General features: G+C 68.2%; 21 protein-coding genes and 1 pseudogene. 17 read left to right on the top strand and 5 right to left on the bottom strand.

The features are described 5' to 3' along the window. The first annotated feature begins 16 nt into the window (after window positions 1-16). From FND50_RS03615 to FND50_RS03600, 4 genes are read left to right on the top strand one after another with little or no spacing between them, the layout of a single operon-like run. The gene (locus FND50_RS03615; RefSeq protein ID WP_144284781.1) at window positions 17-1,702 is read left to right on the top strand and encodes a glycoside hydrolase family 13 protein; all 1,686 of its coding nucleotides are present in this window, start codon (window positions 17-19) and stop codon (window positions 1,700-1,702) included. Next, window positions 1,699-2,964 carry an ABC transporter substrate-binding protein gene (locus tag FND50_RS03610; protein ID WP_144284780.1) on the top strand — a complete coding sequence of 422 codons (1,266 nt, stop codon included), beginning with the start codon at window positions 1,699-1,701 and terminating at the stop codon, window positions 2,962-2,964. Before FND50_RS03615 ends, FND50_RS03610 begins: the two co-directional genes overlap by 4 nt. Window positions 2,965-2,976: 12 nt before the next feature. After that, window positions 2,977-4,014, top strand: a complete 1,038-nt coding sequence (locus tag FND50_RS03605) for a carbohydrate ABC transporter permease (protein ID WP_005253431.1) — start codon at window positions 2,977-2,979, stop codon at window positions 4,012-4,014. 3 nt (window positions 4,015-4,017) lie between these two features. Continuing rightward, on the top strand, window positions 4,018-4,905 hold the full coding sequence (locus tag FND50_RS03600) for a carbohydrate ABC transporter permease (protein WP_005253430.1): 888 nt from the start codon (window positions 4,018-4,020) through the stop codon (window positions 4,903-4,905). Window positions 4,906-4,957: 52 nt separating this feature from the next. On the opposite strand, the gene FND50_RS03595 is transcribed toward FND50_RS03600, so the two are convergent. Next, window positions 4,958-6,016 carry an AraC family transcriptional regulator gene (locus tag FND50_RS03595; RefSeq protein WP_260850889.1) on the bottom strand — a complete coding sequence of 353 codons (1,059 nt, stop codon included), beginning with the start codon at window positions 6,014-6,016 and terminating at the stop codon, window positions 4,958-4,960. Window positions 6,017-6,107: 91 nt separating this feature from the next. Between FND50_RS03595 and FND50_RS03590 the strand changes: the two genes are divergently transcribed. The 3 genes and pseudogenes from FND50_RS03590 to FND50_RS03580 all read left to right on the top strand — a co-directional run. Next, on the top strand, window positions 6,108-7,568 hold the full coding sequence (locus tag FND50_RS03590) for an NAD(P)/FAD-dependent oxidoreductase (RefSeq protein ID WP_144284778.1): 1,461 nt from the start codon (window positions 6,108-6,110) through the stop codon (window positions 7,566-7,568). Continuing rightward, window positions 7,565-8,494, top strand: coding sequence for an alpha/beta hydrolase fold domain-containing protein (locus FND50_RS03585; RefSeq protein WP_186301229.1), 930 nt, complete (start codon window positions 7,565-7,567; stop codon window positions 8,492-8,494). Before FND50_RS03590 ends, FND50_RS03585 begins: the two co-directional genes overlap by 4 nt. Then, window positions 8,491-9,101 (top strand): annotated as a pseudogene (locus tag FND50_RS03580) (SDR family NAD(P)-dependent oxidoreductase); the annotation flags it as partial. The gene FND50_RS03585 and the pseudogene FND50_RS03580, both read left to right, overlap by 4 nt. A gap of 42 nt (window positions 9,102-9,143) precedes the next feature. Here the strand turns inward: FND50_RS03580 and FND50_RS03575 are convergent. Both FND50_RS03575 and FND50_RS03570 read right to left on the bottom strand, forming a co-directional pair. Further along, complete coding sequence (locus FND50_RS03575) at window positions 9,144-9,461, bottom strand: SHOCT domain-containing protein (RefSeq protein WP_144284777.1); 318 nt, start codon at window positions 9,459-9,461, stop codon at window positions 9,144-9,146. A 16-nt stretch (window positions 9,462-9,477) separates the two neighbouring features. Then, a complete protein-coding gene (locus FND50_RS03570) occupies window positions 9,478-9,927 on the bottom strand; it encodes a DUF6325 family protein (protein ID WP_005565516.1) in 450 nt (149 codons plus the stop codon). A gap of 438 nt (window positions 9,928-10,365) precedes the next feature. Between FND50_RS03570 and FND50_RS03560 the strand changes: the two genes are divergently transcribed. From FND50_RS03560 to FND50_RS03540, 5 genes are all read left to right on the top strand, one after another. Next, window positions 10,366-11,574 carry a low temperature requirement protein A gene (locus FND50_RS03560; protein ID WP_144284776.1) on the top strand — a complete coding sequence of 403 codons (1,209 nt, stop codon included), beginning with the start codon at window positions 10,366-10,368 and terminating at the stop codon, window positions 11,572-11,574. A gap of 116 nt (window positions 11,575-11,690) precedes the next feature. After that, window positions 11,691-12,941, top strand: coding sequence for a molybdopterin-dependent oxidoreductase (locus FND50_RS03555; protein WP_144284775.1), 1,251 nt, complete (start codon window positions 11,691-11,693; stop codon window positions 12,939-12,941). 1 nt (window position 12,942) lies between these two features. Beyond that, window positions 12,943-13,455, top strand: a complete 513-nt coding sequence (locus FND50_RS03550) for a hypothetical protein (protein ID WP_144284774.1) — start codon at window positions 12,943-12,945, stop codon at window positions 13,453-13,455. Then, window positions 13,452-14,111, top strand: coding sequence for a class I SAM-dependent methyltransferase (locus tag FND50_RS03545; RefSeq protein ID WP_186301228.1), 660 nt, complete (start codon window positions 13,452-13,454; stop codon window positions 14,109-14,111). The genes FND50_RS03550 and FND50_RS03545 overlap by 4 nt, the downstream gene beginning before the upstream one ends. Window positions 14,112-14,200: 89 nt before the next feature. Further along, a complete protein-coding gene (locus FND50_RS03540; protein WP_144284773.1) occupies window positions 14,201-14,869 on the top strand; it encodes a hypothetical protein in 669 nt (222 codons plus the stop codon). A 38-nt stretch (window positions 14,870-14,907) separates the two neighbouring features. Here FND50_RS03540 and FND50_RS03535 read toward each other — a convergent pair whose 3' ends face one another. Further along, window positions 14,908-16,320 carry a hypothetical protein gene (locus tag FND50_RS03535; protein ID WP_144284772.1) on the bottom strand — a complete coding sequence of 471 codons (1,413 nt, stop codon included), beginning with the start codon at window positions 16,318-16,320 and terminating at the stop codon, window positions 14,908-14,910. Window positions 16,321-16,340: 20 nt separating this feature from the next. On the opposite strand from FND50_RS03535, the gene FND50_RS03530 reads away from it, so the two are divergent. Genes FND50_RS03530 through FND50_RS03515 form a run of 4 tightly spaced genes read left to right on the top strand, consistent with a single transcriptional unit; the run spans window position 16,341 to window position 19,549 of the window. Next, window positions 16,341-17,147: an S-methyl-5'-thioadenosine phosphorylase gene (locus tag FND50_RS03530; protein WP_144284771.1), complete on the top strand. Its 807-nt coding sequence runs from the start codon at window positions 16,341-16,343 to the stop codon at window positions 17,145-17,147. Beyond that, window positions 17,144-18,211 carry an NAD(P)-dependent oxidoreductase gene (locus FND50_RS03525; RefSeq protein ID WP_144284770.1) on the top strand — a complete coding sequence of 356 codons (1,068 nt, stop codon included), beginning with the start codon at window positions 17,144-17,146 and terminating at the stop codon, window positions 18,209-18,211. The genes FND50_RS03530 and FND50_RS03525 overlap by 4 nt, the downstream gene beginning before the upstream one ends. After that, on the top strand, window positions 18,204-18,878 hold the full coding sequence (locus tag FND50_RS03520) for a glycosyltransferase family 2 protein (RefSeq protein WP_186301227.1): 675 nt from the start codon (window positions 18,204-18,206) through the stop codon (window positions 18,876-18,878). Before FND50_RS03525 ends, FND50_RS03520 begins: the two co-directional genes overlap by 8 nt. Beyond that, the gene (locus tag FND50_RS03515; RefSeq protein ID WP_144284769.1) at window positions 18,875-19,549 is read left to right on the top strand and encodes a DUF2064 domain-containing protein; all 675 of its coding nucleotides are present in this window, start codon (window positions 18,875-18,877) and stop codon (window positions 19,547-19,549) included. Before FND50_RS03520 ends, FND50_RS03515 begins: the two co-directional genes overlap by 4 nt. Here FND50_RS03515 and FND50_RS03510 read toward each other — a convergent pair. Further along, window positions 19,532-19,807: a hypothetical protein gene (locus tag FND50_RS03510; RefSeq protein WP_260850888.1), complete on the bottom strand. Its 276-nt coding sequence runs from the start codon at window positions 19,805-19,807 to the stop codon at window positions 19,532-19,534. The two genes, FND50_RS03515 and FND50_RS03510, sit on opposite strands and share 18 nt — an antisense overlap. 84 nt (window positions 19,808-19,891) lie before the next feature. On the opposite strand from FND50_RS03510, the gene FND50_RS03505 reads away from it, so the two are divergent. Next, window positions 19,892-20,125: a hypothetical protein gene (locus FND50_RS03505; RefSeq protein WP_144284768.1), complete on the top strand. Its 234-nt coding sequence runs from the start codon at window positions 19,892-19,894 to the stop codon at window positions 20,123-20,125. Window positions 20,126-20,142: the final 17 nt, after the last annotated feature.

Below are 20,142 nucleotides of genomic sequence, written 5' to 3'. Positions count from 1 at the left end.
GCACCGAGGAGATTCGATGACCCAGTCCGCGGAGTCGACCGCAACCACCGTCGCGAGCCGGCACCCCGAAGCCTGGTGGAAGACAGCCGTCGTCTACCAGGTCTACATCCGCAGCTTCGCCGACGGGAACGGCGACGGCGTCGGCGACCTCACCGGCCTGCGTTCCAAGCTGCCCTACCTCGCCGACCTCGGCATCGACGCCGTATGGATCAATCCCTGGTACCCGTCGCCGATGGCGGACGCCGGCTACGACGTGGCCGACTTCCGCGACATCGAGCCGTCGTACGGCACGCTCGCGGAGGGTGAGGCGTTCATCGCCGAGGCCCACGAACTGGGAATCCGCGTGATTCTCGACATCGTGCCCAACCACACCTCCAGCGAGCACCGCTGGTTCGAGGCCGCCCTCCGCGACGAGCCCGGAGCGCGGGACCGCTACATCTTCCGCCCCGGCCGCGGCCCGACAGGCGACGAGCCGCCCAACGACTGGCAGAGCGCGTTCGGCGGTCCCGCATGGAGCCGCCTGGACACCGGCGAGTGGTACCTGCACCTGTTCGCCCCCGCCCAGCCCGACCTCAACTGGGAGCACCCCGAGGTCCGTGCGGAGTTCGAGGACATCCTGCGCTTCTGGTTCGACAAGGGCGTCGACGGCTTCCGGATCGACGTCGCCCACGGCCTGGCCAAGGATCCCGCACTCCCCGATGCCGGTGAGCGCCTTCCCGGTTCGCAGCACACCGACGCCCACCCCGCGTGGGATCAGGACGCCGTCCACGAGGTGTACCGGGGCTGGCGGGCCGTCGCCAACGCCTACGCCGACCGCGTCTTCGTCGCCGAGGCCTGGGTGCCCGGCAACGACCGCCTGGCCCGCTACCTGCGCCCCGACGAGTTGCACACCGCGTTCCAGTTCGACTTCCTGCGCGCCCCGTGGCGTTCTGTGAGCATCCGCGCCGTGATCGACGATGCGCTCGAACAGGCGGCCACCGTCGGGGCACCCGCCACGTGGGTGCTCTCCAACCACGACGTTCCCCGCACCGTCACCCGCTACTCCCGCTCACAGCCCGACCACCTGGTCGAAACCGACTGGGAGCGGGCCCGCTGGGCGCTCGAGGAGCCGAACCACGAACTCGGCAGGCGTCGTGCCCGCGCCGCCGCGCTACTGCAGCTGGCGTTGCCGGGCACCGCATACATCTACCAGGGTGAGGAACTCGGACTGGAAGAGGTCGAGGACCTTCCCGACGAGGCCCGTCAGGATCCGACGTGGTTCCAGACCGGCTTCACCGACTGCGGCCGGGACGGCTGCCGGGTCCCGATCCCGTGGTCGAACGACGCGGTGCCGTACGGCTTCTCCCCGTTCGACGCGGAAGAGGACACATGGCTTCCGCAGCCGGAACACTGGGCCCCGCACACCGCGGAAGCGCAGGCCGGCCACCCCGAGTCGTTCCTCACGCTGTACCGCGAGGCGCTGGAACTGCGCCGCGACTTCTTCGACACCCCGCATCCCGTCGAGTGGCTCGACACACCCCGCGACGTGCTCGCGTTCGCACGCGGCGCGGTGCAGTGCTGGGTGAACACCGGCACCGAACCGGTCGCACTCCCCGAAGGACTGACCGTCGTGCTCGGTTCGGTCACCGGCATCACCAGCGAAGTTCTCCCGTCCGACGCTGCCGTGTGGCTGTCGGAACCGGGCGCGGGTGAATCACGATGAAGCGCGTCGCCGCCTGCGCGGTGGCCGTCGGCGTCCTGTTCGCGGCGACGTCCTGCGCCGATCAGGGCATCGACGCCGCCGCGCAGGCGGAGAAGGAGAACCTCGACGGCCGCGGGCCCATCACCTACGTGCAGGGCAAGGACAACTCCAACGTCGTCCGGCCGCTGATCGACGAGTGGAACGCCACCCACCCCGGGGAGGAGGTGACGTTCAAGGAGCAGTCCGACCAGGCGGACCAGCAGCACGAGGACCTGGTGCAGCACTTCCAGTCCCGCGACTCCGGATACGACGTCACCGTCGTCGACGTCGTGTGGACCGCCGAATTCGCGGCCCGCGGGTGGCTGCAACCACTCGAGGGTCCGATGGCGATCGACACGTCCGGCCTGCTACCCGCGACGGTCGAGGGGGCCACGTACGGGGACGTCCTGTACGCGGCTCCGCAGACCAGTGACGGTGCCCTGCTCTACTACCGCACCGACCTGATGGATCATCCGCCCGCCACCTGGGACGAGCTCATCGGCGCGTGCGGGACGGCGCGGCACGCCGGAATCGGCTGCTACGCCGGACAGTACGCCAAGTATGAGGGGCTGACCGTCAACGCGTCCGAGGCCATCAACACGGCAGGCGGGTCGATCCTCGGCCCGGACGGCGTGACCCCGACGATGAATACCCCGGAAGCCAGGGCGGGGCTGCAATCGCTCGTCGACGCCTACCGTTCGGGTGCGATCCCCCGCGAGTCCGTCACGTTCCAGGAGGAACAGGCACGGCAGGCATTCCAGAGCGGCGATCTGCTGTTCATGCGCAACTGGCCGTACGCGTACAGCCTGATGGACGGACAGGGCAGTTCCGCGGTGTCGGGCAAGTTCGGGGTGGCGCCGCTGCCGGGAAAGGGCGGACCCGGTCACTCGACTCTCGGCGGGCACAGCGCCGCGATCAACGTGTACTCCGAACACAAGGCCACCGCCTCGGACTTCCTGAAGTTCTTCCTGGAGAAGAAGTCGCAGGCGTTCTTCCTCTCGCAGGGATCGCTCGCCCCCGTCCGCGCCGACGTCTACGACGACCCGGAACTGGTCGAGCAATACCCGTACCTCCCCACGTTGAAGACGTCGATCGAGAACGCCGTGACCCGGCCGGTCACCCCGTTCTATCCCGCGGTCACCCGGGCCGTGCAGAACAACGCCTACGCCGCGATCAAAGGCGAGAAGACGGTGGACCAGGCCGCCGCCGACATCCAGTCCGCGATCGCCGCGGCCGGGTCCTAGAGGAGACAGCCGATGACCGTTCACGAACTCTCACTCGAGAAGACAGCCGCTCCCCCACACCGGGGCGGCGCGAGATCCGGCGAACCGGTGCCGGCGCGACCGCCGAAGGGGCGCAGCAGGGCGGCGATGTTCCTGATTCTGCCGACCATGATCCTGCTGGGCATCGTCGTTCTGTACCCGGTGGTCAGCGCCATGGTGATGTCGCTGTTCAAGGACCCGACGATCGATCCCGCCACCGGCAAGTTCGTCGACCAGGGTTTCGCGGGACTGTCGAACTACACGCACTGGCTGTTCCAGCGGTGCACCGACACGACCGGAGCATCCGTGTCCTGCCCCGGCGGCACGCTGGGATCGCTGTTCTGGCAGTCGGTGTGGGTCACCGTGTTCTTCACCGTCGTCACGGTCGCCATCGAGGTCGCGCTGGGACTGTGGTTCGCCACCATCATGAACCGGGCCTTCCGCGGTCGGGCACTGCTACGTACCAGCATCCTCGTGGCGTGGGCCATCCCGACCGCCGTCACCGCGAAGCTGTGGTACTTCGTCTTCGCGTACGACGGCATCGCCAACAAGTTGCTCGGCACGGAGATCCTGTGGACCGGTGACACGTGGCCTGCCCGGTTCGCCGTCGTGATCGCCGACGCCTGGAAGACGACACCGTTCGTGGCGTTGCTGATCCTCGCCGGACTACAGATGGTGCCCGCCGAGGTGTACGAGGCGGCGCGAATGGACGGCGCGAATGTCTGGCAGCGGTTCCGGTCGATCACGTTGCCGCTCATCAAGCCGGCCATTCTGGTGGCGGTCCTCTTCCGGGTGCTCGACGTCCTGCGGATCTACGACCTCCCGGCGATCCTCACCGGCGGCGGTGGCGGCGACGGCACGGCCACCACCACCCTGTCGATCCTGGTGATCGACCAGATGCGCCAGGGTTTCAACAGCGCGTCCGCCCTCTCCACGATCACGTTCCTGTTCATCTTCGCCGTCGCCTACGTACTGGTGAAGGTGATGGGCGTCAACGTGATCGACACCCAAGAGCAGCAGCGAAAGGCCTGATCCATGTCCACAGCAGTCGTCACACCGGGGATGTCCCGGCCCGCGGTGGTACGCCGGCGCCGGGGACCGTCGCTCGCATCCATCCGCACCTACCTCGGCCTGGCGGTGATCGTCGTCTGGGGTCTGGCCCCCGTCTATTGGATGGTGGTCACCGCCTTCCGCCACTCCGACTACACGTTCGACACCACGCCGTGGCCCACCCACGTCACGCTGGAGAATTTCGCGAGCGTGTTCTCGACGGAGGCGGGCAACCACTTCGCCAGGGCGCTCGTCAACAGCACGATCATCGGCGCCGTGACCACCGCGATCGGCCTGATCGTCGGCATCGGCACCGCGTACGCACTGGCGCGACTGCAGTTCCGGGGAAAGCACGTCGTCCTCGGAATCATCCTGGCGGCGTCGATGTTCCCGGGTGTCGCCGTCCTGACGCCCCTGTTCCAGCTGTTCACGTCGATGGGCTGGTTCGGCACGTACCAGGCTTTGATCATCCCGAACATCTCGTTCGTGCTGCCCCTCACCATCTACACCCTCACGGCGTTCTTCAAGGAGTTGCCGTGGGAACTCGAGGAGGCAGCCCGGATCGACGGGGCCAGCAGGCGGCAGGCATTCCGAATGGTGTTGCTGCCCTTGGCCGCACCGGGACTGTTCACCACCGCGATCCTCGCGTTCATCGCGTCGTGGAACGAGTACCTGATCTCCAGTCAGCTGTCCAACGACGTGACCCAGCCGGCCACCGTCGCCATCGCGCAGTTCGCGGGTAGCAAGCCGCACGAGGAGCCGTTCACGTCCGTGATGGCAGCGGGAACGGTCGTGACCATCCCGCTCGTCATCATCGTGCTGCTGTTGCAGCGCCGCATCGTGTCCGGCCTGACCGCCGGTGGCGTCAAGTAATGCGGCTCCGCCGCCCGTGAGTACTTGTTAACCGCCCGACGTTAACAAGTACTCACGGGTGCAGGTCGGCCCGGTACTGCCTCGGCGTCTTCCCGAACCACCGCCTGCAGGAACGGTTGAGGGTGCTCTGTTCGGTGTAGCCGAGCAGTCCGGCGATCTGGCCGAGATGAAATCCCGGTTCGGCGAGGTATCTCGCCGCCTGGTCGCGACGCTCCCGTTCGATGAGGTCCTGGCATCGCACACCCTCCTCGGCCAGACGTCGTTGCAGCGTGCGCGGATGCATCGACAGTTGGTCGGCGATGGCCTCGGCGCTGCAATGACCGGTGGGCAGCAGGCGCCGGGCCAGCTCCGACACCCGTTCGGACAGCGCCGCGGTGCTCGGCAGGTAGTGGGATTCCAGGTATTTCGTGGCAATGCGCCGGGTCTCCGGATCTGCGCTGTCGATCCGACGGTCCGCCAGGGCGCGGGGCAGTTCGAGCCCGCACCACGACTGTCCGAACAGGACGGGGCAGTCCAGCGCATCCCGGTAGGCGGCGTCCGACCCGAGTTGGTCGTGCACGAACGAGATCATCGAGGGACGCGCGTCAGGTCCGCCCAGCAGCCGCAGGATGCGGACGCCGTTGGCCATGGCCAGCTCGTACCCCTGAGGCAGATAGGGCATGGACGGTTCGGTCATCTCGTAGACGAACCGGACGTCACCCCCTGCGGTGCGCGGCCGGATGGTCAGCTTCAGGGCGGGCGAATGCACGTAGAAGTAGCGGGCGATCGCCTCGAACGCGCCGTGCACGGTCTGCGCGTTCCGCGCGATCACGGCGACGGGCCCGAGGATGTCCAAGCCCTGCCAATGTGAGAGCCGAAGCCCGAAGTCCGGGCAGCCGAGGTCGGCGGCGCCGGCCTCCAGCACGTGCACGACCGCCTCGAACGACACGAACGCGTCCTCCTCTCGCTCGACTCCCGGGGGGATGTGGAAGCGCGCGAGGAATGACGCCGGGTCGGCGCCCAGCTCCCGGATCAGGTCGCCGCATCCCCAGAGGTTCGTGGCCCGGATCAGACTTCCCACGGGATCAACTCCCCTCTCGCCGGAAGCGGTGTCGGGAAATGCTAAAAGCATGTCCGGAAGTGTCAAGACTTGTGACGTGGCCCACAGTCATTCTGTTTGTACCCCATCCTGCAAATCCAGCAGGCAGAAGCGCGAGGAAGCCATGAGCACGACACATTTCGACGTTCTGATCATCGGTGCCGGACTGTCCGGCATCGGAACTGCCTGCCAGGTGGCAGCCGAGTTCCCCCACAAGACCATCGCCGTGCTGGAGCGCCGCGAGCGGCTGGGCGGGACGTGGGATCTGTTCCGCTACCCCGGTATTCGGTCCGACTCCGACATGTTCACGTTCGGCTACAAGTTCCGGCCGTGGCACGACTCGAAGGTGCTCGCGGATGGTGCGTCGATCCGCCAGTACATCGCCGATACCGCGCGGGAGTTCGGCGTCGAGGACAAGATTCGTTACGGCCTGAAGATCGTCGAGGCCGACTGGTCGACAGCCGAGGAACGCTGGACCGTGACGGCCCTGCACGAGGCAACCGGCGACATTCGCACCTACACCTGCGGGTACCTGGTCAGCTGCACCGGCTACTACGACTACGACGCCGGCCACCTGCCGGACTTCCCGGGTACGGACCGGTTCCAGGGCCGGTGCGTCCACCCACAGCAGTGGCCGGAGGACCTCGACTACACCGGTAAGAAGGTCGTCGTGATCGGAAGCGGCGCCACCGCCGTCACCCTGGTCCCGTCGATGGCCGGCGATGCAGAGCACGTGACCATGCTGCAACGCTCACCGTCATACATCTTCTCGATACCCGCACTCGACAAGATCTCCGAGGTACTGGGCCGATTCCTCCCCGCCAAGTGGGTGTACGCGTTCGGACGCAAGCGCAACATCGCCCTCCAGCGAGGGCTCTACCTGGCATGCCGGCGGTGGCCCCGGCAGATGCGGCGATTCCTGCTCTGGCAGGTTCGACGACGCCTCGGCCCAGGATTCGACATGAGCCACTTCACGCCGAACTACATGCCGTGGGACGAGCGCCTCTGCGCGGTGCCGGACGCGGACCTCTTCACCGCGCTGTCGTCCGGCGACGCGTCGATCGTCACCGACCACATCGACACGTTCACCGAGAAGGGCATCCTGCTGAAGTCGGGACGGGAACTGGAGGCGGACGTCGTCGTCACCGCCACCGGCCTGAAGATCCAGATGCTCGGCGGAATGGAACTGTCCGTGGACGGGCAGCCCCGCCCGCTGCACGGGCAGATGACCTACAAGGGTGTGCTCGTCGAGGGAATCCCGAACCTGGCCTGGGTTTTCGGCTATACCAACGCGCCGTGGACCCTGAAGTCCGACATCGCAGGCGCCTACCTGTGCCGGCTGCTCCGGTACATGGACGAGGGCGGTCACACCGTCGCGACGCCCCGCGACGTGGAGAACTCCGCGATGGACATCGGCATGCTCGACCAGTTGCAGTCCGGGTACGTGCAGCGCGGCAAGGATGTCATGCCCCGCCAGGGGTCCAAGGAGCCGTGGAAGGTTCTCATGCACTACGAGAAGGACTCCACGATGCTCCTCGACGAACCGGTTCACGACGGGCTGCTGCAGTTCGGGGCGCCGGCATGAGGAACATCGACCGAGGTGTCATCCGGACCTGTCTGCGCAGCGCACGACCGCTGTTCGCGTCCCACCGCGTGCCCGTCGGGACGAAGCGCCTCATGGTCGAGACGGTGACGGCCGCCGCGCGCCCGCCGCGCGGCACCCGGTTCGAGCGCGACACGGTCGCCGGTGTCCCCGTCGTCCGGGTGCGGCCGGCGCACACCACCCGCGGGACGCTGATCTACCTCCACGGCGGCGGATACGCCCTCGGGAGCGCGAAGGGCTACCGCGGCCTGGTCGCGCACCTCGCCGCAGCCGCCGGGACGGCCGCGGTGATCCCCGACTACTCACGCTCACCGGAATTCCGCTACCCGATTGCGCTCGAGGAAATGGTCGCGGTCTATTCCCGGCTACTCGACGACGGACTCGACCCGAACAGCACCGTCGTCGCGGGTGATTCCGCCGGCGGCGGACTGACGCTGGCGCTCGCGATGACATTGCGTGATCGTGGCTTCCCCGCCCCGGCCGCGCTCGGCCTGATCTGCCCGTGGGCCGACCTCGCGATCGACGTCGACAGGACGCGCCCGGTGCTGCGCGATCCCCTCATCCTTCCGTCCATGACGGCGGAATGGGCCCCGCGCTATGCCGGACACCACGATCCGCGATCGCCGGGGATCTCCCCGGTGTACGGCGACATGGCGGGTCTGCCGCCGATCGTCGTGCATACCGCCGGCGACGATCCGATCTCCGTCGACGCGGAGAAGATCGAAGCAGCCGTCGCCGCCGCGGGGGGCGTCCTCGACCATCTCCGGTTCGACGACCTCTGGCACGACTTCCACCTCCAGGTCAGCATCCTCGCCGAGGCACGCCAGGCGGTCACCGACCTCGGCGCATCCCTGCGCCGGCACGTCCTGAAGATTCACCCCGACACAGCACAGGTTGCATCCACATGAGTACGTTCGACGGCAAAGTCGCCGTCATCACCGGAGCAGATCCGGCATCGGCCGGGCCCTCGCCCTCGATCTCGCGAACTACGGCGCCAAGCTCGACGTCGCCGAACGGGAAGCAGTGCTTGCCTACGCGGATGACGTCGTCGCACACTCCGGCACGGTCCACCAGATCTACAACAACGCCGGCATCGTCTACAACGGCAGCGTCGAGAAGTCCGAGTTCAAGGACATCGAGCGGATCATGGACATCGACTTCTGGGGCGTCGTCAACGGGACCAAAGCCTTTCTGCCGCATCTGGTCGCGTCCGGCGACGGACACGTCGTCAACATCTCGAGTCTGTTCGGGCTGATCGCAGTGCCCGGCTAGAGCGCCTACAACGCCGCGAAGTTCGTTGTCCGCGGCTTCACCGAGTCGCTGCGTCAGGAGATGCTGATCACCAAGCGCCCCGTCCAGGTGACGTGCGTGCATCCCGGTGGCATCAAGACCGCCGTCGCCCGGAACGCCACTGTCGCCGAGGACGAGGACGCGCAGACCTTCGCGGAGTTCTTCGACAAGCGGCTCACCCTCTACACCCCGGAGATGGCCGCGACGACGATTCTCGACGGAGTACCTTCCATGCCGTGGATGAAGTAGGAGACTGCCGGGGTCGTCCTAGGACGCCAGGATCTTCGCCTTCTCGGCGTTGAATTCGGCTTCGGTGAGCACACCTTGCGCTCTGAGTTCTCCAAGATCCTTCAGCGCGGCGATCCGGTCGACGCTCCCTCCTCCCGCGGAGGGGGTGGGGGCGGCCTGCGGCGGGGGTGCCTCGGAGTAGGCCGGGGCCTCGTTCTGCGGTGCTTGCGGTTGCTGCTGCGGTTGCTCTTTCGCCGCCCACCGCTGGCCCTGACGTCGAGACACTCGATTCGACACGGACGTCGCGGTTCCGGCGATGACAGCGGTGCGGGCGATCCCGCGGAGAAGTCCAGGCATGGTGTTGTCCTCGGTTTCAGTTTCTGGCTTCGAGAGCGTCGAGTGACGCCAGGATGCCCTGTACAGGGATGCGGCCCGACGCCACGAGTTGCGCTCCGGTGCGACGCAGGGCGGTTGCGAGCGGTGCGGCCCAAGTGTTCTCGTAGACCAGTACCGCAGCCGAAGCACCTGGCTCGAGCACGGATCCGGCGTCGGCGATGTCCGTCAGGTCGAGTAGGCCGGTCGAGGCCTCGGCGAAGAGCGACACATCTATATCGCCCACGAGTCCGACGTCGACGACGTCGATCGCCACGACGGAGCCGTCCGTTTCCTTACGAAGGAAGACCAGGTCGAGCACTCGCACGGTGCCCTGCTCGACGAGTTCGCGGAGGATCGCCAACGCTGATCCGTCCGGTCGTCGGTCGGCAGGGAACTCCACCACGAGATAATCGATGGGTCCGCTATCCTCCGGATCGATATCGTTCACCGGAAACCTCTCTTCGTGCATGCCAACCGGATCCGCAGATGCCACCCCGGATCCGGGCTCGGTCACGGTAGTCCGGGATCTCCCGCGAGAATTCCGGCCATCGTCCGAGCATAATCCGGTTCGAGGCCCTCTCACGGGCTTTCCGTGATCCCACCGTGGTGGGTTCACCAGACACACAATTGGCCGCGGCCCTGGAGGAGGCGTCGGTCCCCGAAACCACCGCCCAGGGCGTCCTCGACATCAATTCCGGCGCGCGACTCGAGGCGCTCCGGGGGCGTACGCCGTCACCGCACTGCTCGTCACCACGGCGTTGTTCTCAACCGCGCGGATCCCCCGCACCCCGTCGGTACGCCCGAACGAAAGGCTGCGGCCGCCCCCACGGGTCGCCGCCGTTCGTAGGACTTTCCCGCGTCGCTGTCCGGTGGCAGCATTCTCCCCGTGACTTTTGCTCATCGTTTGCGTCCCCGTCTCGTCGAAGAGCGAGCGTCGGTATCGCCGCTCGAGCTGTTCTTCGACCTCGTCTTCGTCTTCGCGCTCACCCGCGTCACCGACCTGATGGCCGAGGACCCCACCGGGGTGAACCTGCTGCGCGGCGCACTGGTGATGGCCGTCCTGTGGTGGAGCTGGGTGGGGTACGCCTGGCTCTGCAACCTCGTGCGCGCCGACGAGGGCATCGTGCGGGTGGTGATGTTCGGCGCGATGGGCGCCATGTTCATCACGGCCCTGACGATCCCCGAGGCGTTCGACGACCTGGCCGGCGGACTCGACGGCCCCGTCATCTTCGCCCTCGGGTACTTCGTCGTCCGCCTGCTGCACCTGGTGATGTTCTGGGTGATCAGCCGCACCGACCCCCAGCTGCGCGGTCAGGTGCTGCGCTTCGCACCGAGCATGATCACCGGCACCGTGTTCCTGCTCATCGCGTCGCAACTCACCGGCACCGCGCAGACGGTGATGTGGATCCTCGCCCTCGCCGGCGACTACCTCGGCACACTGATCGGCGGCACCGACTGGCGGTTGCGGTCGGTGAGCCACTTCGCCGAACGGCACGGCCTCATCATCATCGTCGCGCTCGGCGAGTCGATCGTGTCGATCGGCATCGGTGTGGCGAGCCTGCCGATCTCCTGGGCGATCATCGTCGCCTCGCTGCTGGGGCTGGCGGTGTCGGGGCTGCTGTGGTGGTCGTACTTCGACGTGACGTCGCTGGCCGTCGAGCACGCCTTCGAGGAGGCGACCGGTGCGCGTCAGATCAGGATCGCCCGGAACTGCTACAGCTTCCTGCACCTGCCGATGGTGATCGGGATCGTGATGCTGTCGCTCGGCCTGAAGAAGATCCTGTCGTACGTCGGCGACGGCAACCATCACCGGCTCACCGACCCGCTGTACGGCTGGCCGCTGATCGCACTGTTCGGCGGCGCGGCGCTGTACCTCCTCGCGCTGGTCGCGTTCAAGGCGTATGCGACGAGGTCGGTCACCGTGCCGCGCGTCGTGACAGCGGTCGTGCTGATCGCGCTGCTCCCCGTCGTCTGGCACATCCCGGCCCTCGCCACCCTGGGCGTGCTCACCGCGGTCCTGGTCGCGATGATCGGATACGAGATGGTCCGGTACGACCAGCCCCGCGACGAGATCCGCCACGGCGCGCACCCGTGAGTACTTGTTAACGTCCGGCGGTTGACAAGTACTCACGGGCGAAGCAGTCCTGCACGGTGGCGGCACCGAATTACCTCTGAGGCCCGAGATGATCGAGCGGGAGGGATTGACACACCATGACAGACAACTCTCGCGGCCCACGATTACGCAGTCCACTGCGCGGACCGTGGCTGACCTCGGTATTCGGCCTCGTCCTGCTCATCGGACTTCCGGTCGTCATCGTCACGGGACTGCTCTCGTACATCGCGTACGGTCCGCAGTTCGGGCAGGCCCGACCCGGCGACGTCGGGTGGTTGCACCTTCCGTACTTCGCGTGGCCCACCCGGCCGTCGTGGTTGTACCGGCTCACCCAGGGGCTGCACGTCGGGCTCGGACTGATCCTGGTGCCGATCGTGCTCGCCAAGCTGTGGTCGGTGATCCCCAAACTGTTCGTGTTTCCGCCGGTGCGGTCGCCGGCGCAGGCGCTCGAACGTCTGTCGCTGATCGCCCTGGTGGGCGGTGCGCTGTTCGAGATCATCACCGGGGTCCTGAACATTCAGTACGACTACATCTTCGGCTTCGACTTCTACACGGCGCACTACTGGGGCGCGTGGGTCTTCATCGCCGGGTTCGTGACGCACACGATCCTGAAGGTGCCGTTGATGGTGAGGTCGCTGCGTTCCCGGTCGTTCCGGGAAGTGCTGGGCACGTCCCGCGCGGACACGCGCCCCGAACCGCCGGACGAGAACGGCCTCGTGGCCGAAGACCCCACCCCGCCCACGATCAGCCGCCGCGGCGCCCTCGCCCTGGTCGGTGGCGGCGCCGCCCTGGTCGCCGTCCTGTCGGTCGGGCAGACCACCGGCGGGTTCCTGCGCAGCGCCGCGCTACTCCTCCCCCGCGGCCGCTCGTACGGCGACGGTCCCAACGACTTTCAGATCAACCGCACCGCCGCGGCCGCGCAGATCACCCCGGAGCAGATCGGCGACACCTGGCGGCTCTCGGTGACGGGTGGCGCGGAACCCGTGCAGCTGAGCCGAAGTCAACTGCGCGCGATGCCGCCGCACACCGCGTCCCTTCCGATCGCGTGCGTCGAAGGATGGTCCACCACCGAGACGTGGACGGGCGTGCGACTGCGTGACCTCGCGGACGCCGCCGGGGTGACGGCGTTCACGTCGGCGAAGGTGACGTCGCTGGAACGGTCCGGGGCGTTCAACCAGGCGGTACTGACGTCCGATCAGGTGCGCGACGCCGACGCCCTGCTCGCCCTCGAGGTCAACGGCGCGGACCTGTCCCTCGACCACGGCTACCCCGCCCGGATCATCGTTCCCGCCCTGCCCGGCGTCCACAATACCAAATGGGTGCAGGCCATCGAATTCCGGGAGGCGTGAGATGCGCCGATTCGCCCGCTTCTACGGCGCCAACCCGTTGCATCTGCTGGCGGTGCTGTTCAGCTTCGCCCTCGCCGGATATGCGGTGGCGGTGGTGGGTCCGCAGAATCTGTGGAATCAGGACGTGTGGTGGAAGTCCATCGCCGTATGGTTCCTCGGCTCGGTGATCGCCCACGACCTCGTGCTGTTCCCTCTGTACGCGCTCGCGGACCGGTCCCTGACGTCCGGGCTGAACGCGATGCGGGGCAGGAGAACGTCACGACCGCAGACGGTTTCGGCGCTCAACTATATTCGCGTACCGGCGCTCGCGTCCGGGCTGACGCTGCTGCTGTTCCTGCCGGGAATCATCGAGCAGGGTGCCGACGCTTATCTCGCTGCGACGGGGCTGACGCAGGAACCGTTCCTCGACCGCTGGCTGCTGCTCACCGCCGCATTCTTCGCGGTGTCCGCCATCGCGTACGCCACCCGGGTCGCGCTGTCCCGCAAGGACGGTGACACCGTGAGCGGCTCATGAGGAGAACGGACGTGTCCACGGACCTCCTGATGCGGCGTGCGTCGGCGGGACTCCCGTGCTGGGTGCGCGACGCACGGGGAACGCGTCGCCCCCTGCCGGTAGGCCGGTGGATGGGCGGGGATGCATCCTCCCTCTCCGATCGGATCGCGGACCGGGTGATGCTCACCGGGTGTCACGGCGCCACCGTGGATCTCGGCTGCGGACCGGGGCGCCTCACCGCGGCGCTCGTGTCGGCCGGCGTCGCGGCGCTGGGCGTCGATTCGTCGTTCACAGCAGTGCAACTCACGATCCGCCGCGGTGGACTCGCGCTGCACCGAGACATCTTCGCGCCGCTTCCACGGTCCGGGCACTGGGACCGGGTGCTGCTCGCCGACGGCAACATCGGCATCGGCGGAGAGCCGGTGCGGATACTGCGCCGCGCGCGAGAATTGTTGCAACCACACGGAATTGTGATCGCCGAGGTGGATCCGCCGACCACGACAGGAGTTCGTCACGAACTACTGCGCTGGGAGACGGAGCATCTCGCCGGCGAGTGGTTCGCCTGGGCGAGTGTGAGTGTCGCCGCGATGTCCGGGGTCGCACGCGCCGCCGGACTGAGCGTGATCGATGTTCTGCAGCACGCCAATCGGTACTTCGTGCGGATGGAATGGGCGTAAGAGCTCTCCCATCCGACGGCGAAGTCGCACCGAATACCTAGTGAACATCCACCCACCACCCCTTCCTCCGGAAAGGTTGTTTGATCATCATGTCGAACTATCGAAAAGCACTCGTAGCAGCGGCCATCGGCACCCTCGCCCTGACCCCGCTCGCGGCGTGCTCGAGCAACGATTCGAATGCATCGTCGAATGTCAGCGCAGCAGCAGCCGCGCAACCCGCACCCGTCGCCCAGGTCGACAACCTGACCGGGGTGAGTACCGCTGTCGCACTGGATTCCGGCTTCACCGGAGCCCTGACGACGCTCGGCCTCACTCCCGGAGTGGTGGGTACGGCGGCCCTCGCCGAGGGATCGGTCAGCTTTCCGATCACCGGCGGCAACGTGAAGTACTGGGATCCGGGCACGGTGGATCCCTACGTGCAGGGCGAGATCATGCACGACGGCAGTGGATTGTCGCTGGCGGCACCCGGCACCGTCGTCGAACTCACCGATTTCACGATCGACCCGGGCACGTCGCTGCTCACCGGGGACGTGAGCGTCAACGGTGCGCCCGCGGCCGCCGATGCGGTGTTGTTCGATCTCAACGGCCGCACGTTGAAGCCGCTGCAGACAGGACCGAACGACACCGCGATCCTGCAGGGTACCGAGGTCAAGATCTCGGAGGACGCGGCCGGACTGCTGAACGAGACGTTCAAGACCGACGCCGTGAAGCCGGGGCTGCTGGTCGGAATCGCCACCATCACGATCGCGACCAAGTGATCGTCTGCCCCCGAACGGCACCTCGGATGCGCCGGCCGTCACCAGTTCGTGAACAGCAGATGGTTGACGGCCAGCGCACCGGCGGCCTGCACCGCGAGCCAGAACCGATGGCTTCCGCGCGGCAGGAGTGCGGGGGCGGCGAGAAGCCACACTGCGAACGGCAACCAGATCCGCTCGGTCTCCGCCTTGCTCAACGCGCTCAGGTCGGCGATCACCACCGCCAGCAGCGCGGAGAGTACGAGGAGGGGAACCGGCGACAGCGCCCGCACCCGCGACCAGGCGAACGCCCGGGGCAGCGCGGCGGGCACCGCCAACCCCACCGCGCAGACGAGCGACGCGAAGTTGGCCCAGCCCCAGTAGGCGAAGGGACGATCCGACGCGATGCCCTGGTAATACCGTTCCTGCACCAGTTGGTAGCCGTCGAACCACCAGAATCCGTACAGCGTGAACACAGCCGCCACCGCGAGCGCACCGACCAGCGCGCCGACCAGCGGGCGGGCCGTGCGCACGATCACCAGGACGGCGACCGCCGGAATCGCCATCAGCGTGAGCCCGTAACTGAGGTAGACACCGAACCCGAGCAGCACGCCCGCCGCCACCGCGACGAGGGCGGGGACCGGGACGGCCCGAGTCGCCGACCGGGCCAGCAGGGCGATCCCCCACGCCACCACACCGGCGAACAGTGCGTCCGCCGACACCGCCACCCAGATCGCGGCGGGTGCGAGGACGAGGAACGGGGCCGCGCGGCGGGCCATGGCCTCGTCGCCGAGCGCACGGATGGCGACGATCACCGCGGCCCCGGCGCTGGATCCGACCGCGACGCACAGCGCGGACGCCCAGGCACCGCCGGCGAGTCCGATCCGGTCGAGCCAGACGAACGTCAGGAGCGCACCGGGCGGATGCCCGGACACGTGGGTGGTCCACGAATCGGCCTGCAGGTCCAGGATCCGCCCCGCGAAACCGCGCAGCGTCGCGGGGATGTCCGTGACACGAGGGACCTCGTGGAGATACTCGTCGGTGGAGGTCAGGCGCCCGGCGAAGCCGCGCTGCCAGCCGTCGACCAGCGCGAGCGCCATCGACCACAGGGCGGAAACGAGCCACACTCCCACCGTGAGGCGACGCCACGCCAGCGTCTGTGCCAGGCCCGGCCCCCACATCACGACCGCCGCCGCGAGGGCGACGGCGACCGGCGTCCCCCACCCGGAGTGCACGTCGCGGAACCCGAACAGCGGCGCGGCGTCCGCGAAGTCCCGCACGCTCTCCGCGGTGCGGTTGACGATCGGGGTGATGGTCTCGTTTCCCAGGCACGGGACGACGAACGCGACCACCACCAGGATCAGGGCGAGCGCGGCGCCCGCGACGTCGCGGTACGGAAAATTCCGCTCCTCGGCGCGCTGCGGGGATCCGATGACGTCATCTCCTTCGGCGAAAGTCGCACTCGCGCCCAGCATAACGACGGAGGATTGACTACATGACCGCAATGAGTGCACGCGAACCGGCCCGCGCGGACGTCGCCGTGATCGGCGGGAGCGGCTTCTACTCGTTCTTCGACGAGGACGCCGCGGAAGTCACGATCGAAACTCCGTACGGCAGGCCCAGCGCCCCGATCACGGTCGGCGACGTGGAGGGCAGGCAGGTGGCGTTCCTCCCCCGCCACGGCGCCCGGCACGAATTCGCGCCCCACACCATCCCGTACCGCGCCAACCTGTGGGCGCTGCGCACGCTGGGCGTACGGCAGGTGTTCGCCCCCTGCGCCGCCGGCAGCCTCACCCCGGATCTCGGACCGGGCTCGATGGTCGTGCCCGACCAGTTGGTCGATCGCACCAGCGGGCGCACCCAGACGTACTTCGACGGAGGCGGCGTGCACGTGCAGTTCGCCGACCCGTACTGCTCTGACCTGCGCAAGGCCGCCGCCCGGCCGGGCACCGTGGAGGGCGGTGTGCTGGTGGTGGTCGAGGGACCGCGCTTCTCGACCAGGGCGGAGAGCCTGTGGTTCGCCCGGCAGGGCTGGACCCTCGTCAACATGACGGGCCACCCCGAGGCGGTCCTCGCCCGGGAACTCGAGATGTGCTACGCCACCATCGCTTTGGTCACCGACCTCGATGCGGGGATCGAGGCCGGCGACGGTGTACGCGCCGTGGACGTGTTCGCCGAGTTCCAGCGCAATCTCGGGTCGCTGAAGACGCTGGTGCGGTCCGCGATCGCCGCCGCGCCCGAGGGCGCCTGCGAAGCCTGCCGCGTCCACGAGGATGTGACGCTGCCGATCGAGCTGCCATGACGGGAACACGCGTACTGCTCACGGGTGCGGCCGGATTCATCGGCAGTCACGTCCGCGCCGCGCTGACCGGAGCCGGTCACGACGTCGTGGCCGTGGATGCGCTGCTCCCCTCCGCGCACGGTGCCGACGTCGAGCCGCCGGACGGTGTGCGCCGCGCCGACGTCCGCGACCTTCCCGCTCTGATCGAACTGCTGCGGGGTGTGGACGTCGTGTGCCATCAGGCGGCCGTCGTCGGTGCCGGTGTGGATGTGAGCGATGCCCCGGCCTACGCCAGCCACAACGATCTCGGCACCGCGACGTTGCTCGCCGCGATGCACGAGTCGGGTTGCGAGAAGCTGATACTCGCGTCGTCGATGGTCGTCTACGGAGAGGGCCGGTACCGCAACGGGCGGGGCGAGTTCGTGGAACCGGCCGCCCGCCGGGAGAAGGACCTGGCAGCGGGAATCTTCGACGAGACGGATCCCGATACCGGAGAGTCCCTGGAGTGGGCACTCGTAGAGGAGAACTCGCCACTGCGGCCGCGGAGTCTCTACGCCGCAGGCAAGGTCGCGCAGGAGAACTATGCGCTCGCCTGGGCACTGGCCACCGGCGGTTCCGTGACCGCTCTGCGCTACCACAACGTGTACGGCGAGCGCATGCCGCGCAACACCCCGTACTCCGGCGTGGCCGCGATGTTCCGTTCCGCCCTCGAGAACGGCGACCCCCCGCACGTGTTCGAGGACGGCAGGCAGACGCGGGATTTCGTGCACGTCCACGACGTCGCGGCGGCGAACGTGGCCGCGGTCGAGGCGGCGCTCACCGGATTCTCGGCGTTCAATGTGTGCTCGGGACAACCGATCACGATCGGCGAGGTGGCCGCGACGCTCGCCCGTTCGTACGGTGGCCCCGAACCCGTCGTCACCGGCGAGTACCGTCCCGGCGACGTGCGGCACATCGTCGCCGACCCCCGGCTGGCCCGGGAGCGGCTGGGGTTCCGGGCGCAGATCATGCCCGCCGAGGGGATCGCGGCGTTCGCGCACGCACCCCTGAGGAACGCGGCGCCGGCGGGACCTCCCCGTGTCTGAGCGCTCACCGATCCGTGCACGGGACGTCACCGTCGTGATCCCGTGCATGAACGAGGCCGGTTCCCTGCCCGGAGTGCTGGCCGCGGTGCCCCGCGACTACCGGACGGTGGTGGTGGACAACAACTCCACCGACGACACGGCCGCCGTCGCCGGCGCGCACGGTGCGTCGGTGGTGCGGGAGCAGGTCCCGGGATACGGTTCGGCCGTGCACGCCGGGGTGCTGGCGGCGCGAACACCGGTGGTCTGCGTGCTGGACGGCGACGGCTCGATGGACCCGGGTGAACTCCCCCGGCTGGTCGCCGCGCTGGACTCGGGCGCCGATCTCGCCGTGGGGCGGCGGCGGGCCGATCGGCGCGGGACGTGGCCGCTGCACGGCAGGATCGGCAACGCCGTCCTCGCCGCACGACTCCGGCGCCGGTACGGCCTGCCGATCCACGACCTCGGGGCGATGAGAGCCGTGCGCAGACAGGACCTCCTCGAGTTGGGCGTCGACGACCGCAGGTCGGGCTACCCGCTGCAGCTACTGGTGCTCGCCGGCCGCGCCCACTGGCGGGTCGTGGAGCGTGACATCACGTATCGCCCGCGCACCGCCGGCGCGTCGAAAGTGTCGGGTTCGCTGAAGGGCACTGTCGTCGCCGTCCACGACTTCTGGAAGGTGATCGGGTGACTCTCGACGTCGCGGTACTCGTGGTCGCGAAGGCGCCGGTGCCCGGGTTCGCGAAGACCCGGCTCGCGCGGGACGTCGGCGACGCCCGGGCCGCCGACCTCGCCGCCGCCTCGCTGCTGGACACCCTGGACGCCGTCACCGGTGCGGGTGCCGCGCGGCGGGTGGTGGCGATGACCGGCGACCTCGGCCGGGCGGTCCGGGGCACCGACATCACGTCGGCGCTCGACCGTTTCACGGTGCTGCCGCAACGGGGTGAGGATTTCGCGGAGCGATTGGTGAACGCCCACACCGACACGTTCGACGCGTTCGGCCTGCCGGTCCTCCAGATCGGCACGGACACACCGCAGGTGACGGCGGGACTGCTCGCGGAATCGGCGGACCTGCTCACCGAGAGGAAGGGCCGATGCGTCCTCGGACTCGCGGAGGACGGCGGGTGGTGGATCCTCGGAGTGCCCGACGCCGTGGCGGCGGAGGCGATCCGCCCGGTTCCCACGTCGAGTCCGGACACCGGACGCCTCACCCGGGAGGCGCTCCTCGCGGCGGGCGCCGAGGTGCTGTCGCTGCCGACGCTCCGCGACGTCGACTACGCGGCCGACGTTGCCCCGGTCGCCGCCCTCTGTCCGGAGTCCAGCCGCTTCCGCCGTGAGTACTTATTAACCACGGGAGGTTGATAAGTACTCACCGGGGGCGTTGATGCGGGCAAGTGCGAGGTAGAGCGGTTCGGTGGGATCGAGTTCGATCCCGTTGCGACGGAGGAACGCGTCGAGGGACAGGGCTGACCCCGCGCCGTCCTGTTTCAGCTCGCCGTCTGCCAGGAAGCGGAAGACGTTCGGGTGCTCGGCGACCACTTCGGCGTAGCGGGTGATGGCATGGTTCAGCGCCTCGTGCGGTGTGGTGAGCAGGAAGTTGAACTTGGGCGCCACCAGCATGTAAACGTCGTGGGTGGTGCGGTCGGCGATGGCCTTACCAACCTGTCGCTGGCCAAGAGCAACTCCGTCGGACAGTATTCGCAAGTGGCGTCGAACCTGCGGGACATGATCGTCCGGTACCAGGCCACGTCGTCCGCCCAGATCGTGCAGGCCGGGCCGGCCAGCGGCGATCAGGACGCCGCCGACGTCCTGGTCTTCCTCGACCAGACGGTCACCAACTCCAACTCCCCCGACCCTCGCGTCGACCGGAACCGCATGCAACTGTCGCTGGTCCGCGGGGGCGGCGGCTGGAAACTGGCGAATGTCCAACTGCTGTAACGCACCGTAACTTCCAT

It is taken from the genome of Rhodococcus sp. WB9 (assembly GCF_007558985.1).
GTDB lineage: Bacteria > Actinomycetota > Actinomycetes > Mycobacteriales > Mycobacteriaceae > Rhodococcus_F > Rhodococcus_F opacus.
This window is presented reverse-complemented; position numbering and strand designations above follow the sequence as displayed.

What these genes read in the sequence shown, in the direction of transcription:
- FND50_RS03615 (WP_144284781.1), top strand. Translation starts at nt 17, where the DNA reads ATGACCCAGTCCGCGGAGTCGACCGCAACCACCGTCGCGAGCCGGCAC.
- FND50_RS03610 (WP_144284780.1), top strand. Translation starts at nt 1,699, where the DNA reads ATGAAGCGCGTCGCCGCCTGCGCGGTGGCCGTCGGCGTCCTGTTCGCG.
- FND50_RS03605 (WP_005253431.1), top strand. Translation starts at nt 2,977, where the DNA reads ATGACCGTTCACGAACTCTCACTCGAGAAGACAGCCGCTCCCCCACAC.
- FND50_RS03600 (WP_005253430.1), top strand. Translation starts at nt 4,018, where the DNA reads ATGTCCACAGCAGTCGTCACACCGGGGATGTCCCGGCCCGCGGTGGTA.
- FND50_RS03595 (WP_260850889.1), bottom strand. Translation starts at nt 6,016, where the DNA reads ATGCTTTTAGCATTTCCCGACACCGCTTCCGGCGAGAGGGGAGTTGAT.
- FND50_RS03590 (WP_144284778.1), top strand. Translation starts at nt 6,108, where the DNA reads ATGAGCACGACACATTTCGACGTTCTGATCATCGGTGCCGGACTGTCC.
- FND50_RS03585 (WP_186301229.1), top strand. Translation starts at nt 7,565, where the DNA reads ATGAGGAACATCGACCGAGGTGTCATCCGGACCTGTCTGCGCAGCGCA.
- FND50_RS03575 (WP_144284777.1), bottom strand. Translation starts at nt 9,461, where the DNA reads ATGCCTGGACTTCTCCGCGGGATCGCCCGCACCGCTGTCATCGCCGGA.
- FND50_RS03555 (WP_144284775.1), top strand. Translation starts at nt 11,691, where the DNA reads ATGACAGACAACTCTCGCGGCCCACGATTACGCAGTCCACTGCGCGGA.
- FND50_RS03550 (WP_144284774.1), top strand. Translation starts at nt 12,943, where the DNA reads ATGCGCCGATTCGCCCGCTTCTACGGCGCCAACCCGTTGCATCTGCTG.
- FND50_RS03545 (WP_186301228.1), top strand. Translation starts at nt 13,452, where the DNA reads ATGAGGAGAACGGACGTGTCCACGGACCTCCTGATGCGGCGTGCGTCG.
- FND50_RS03540 (WP_144284773.1), top strand. Translation starts at nt 14,201, where the DNA reads ATGTCGAACTATCGAAAAGCACTCGTAGCAGCGGCCATCGGCACCCTC.
- FND50_RS03535 (WP_144284772.1), bottom strand. Translation starts at nt 16,320, where the DNA reads ATGCTGGGCGCGAGTGCGACTTTCGCCGAAGGAGATGACGTCATCGGA.
- FND50_RS03530 (WP_144284771.1), top strand. Translation starts at nt 16,341, where the DNA reads ATGACCGCAATGAGTGCACGCGAACCGGCCCGCGCGGACGTCGCCGTG.
- FND50_RS03525 (WP_144284770.1), top strand. Translation starts at nt 17,144, where the DNA reads ATGACGGGAACACGCGTACTGCTCACGGGTGCGGCCGGATTCATCGGC.
- FND50_RS03510 (WP_260850888.1), bottom strand. Translation starts at nt 19,807, where the DNA reads ATGCTGGTGGCGCCCAAGTTCAACTTCCTGCTCACCACACCGCACGAG.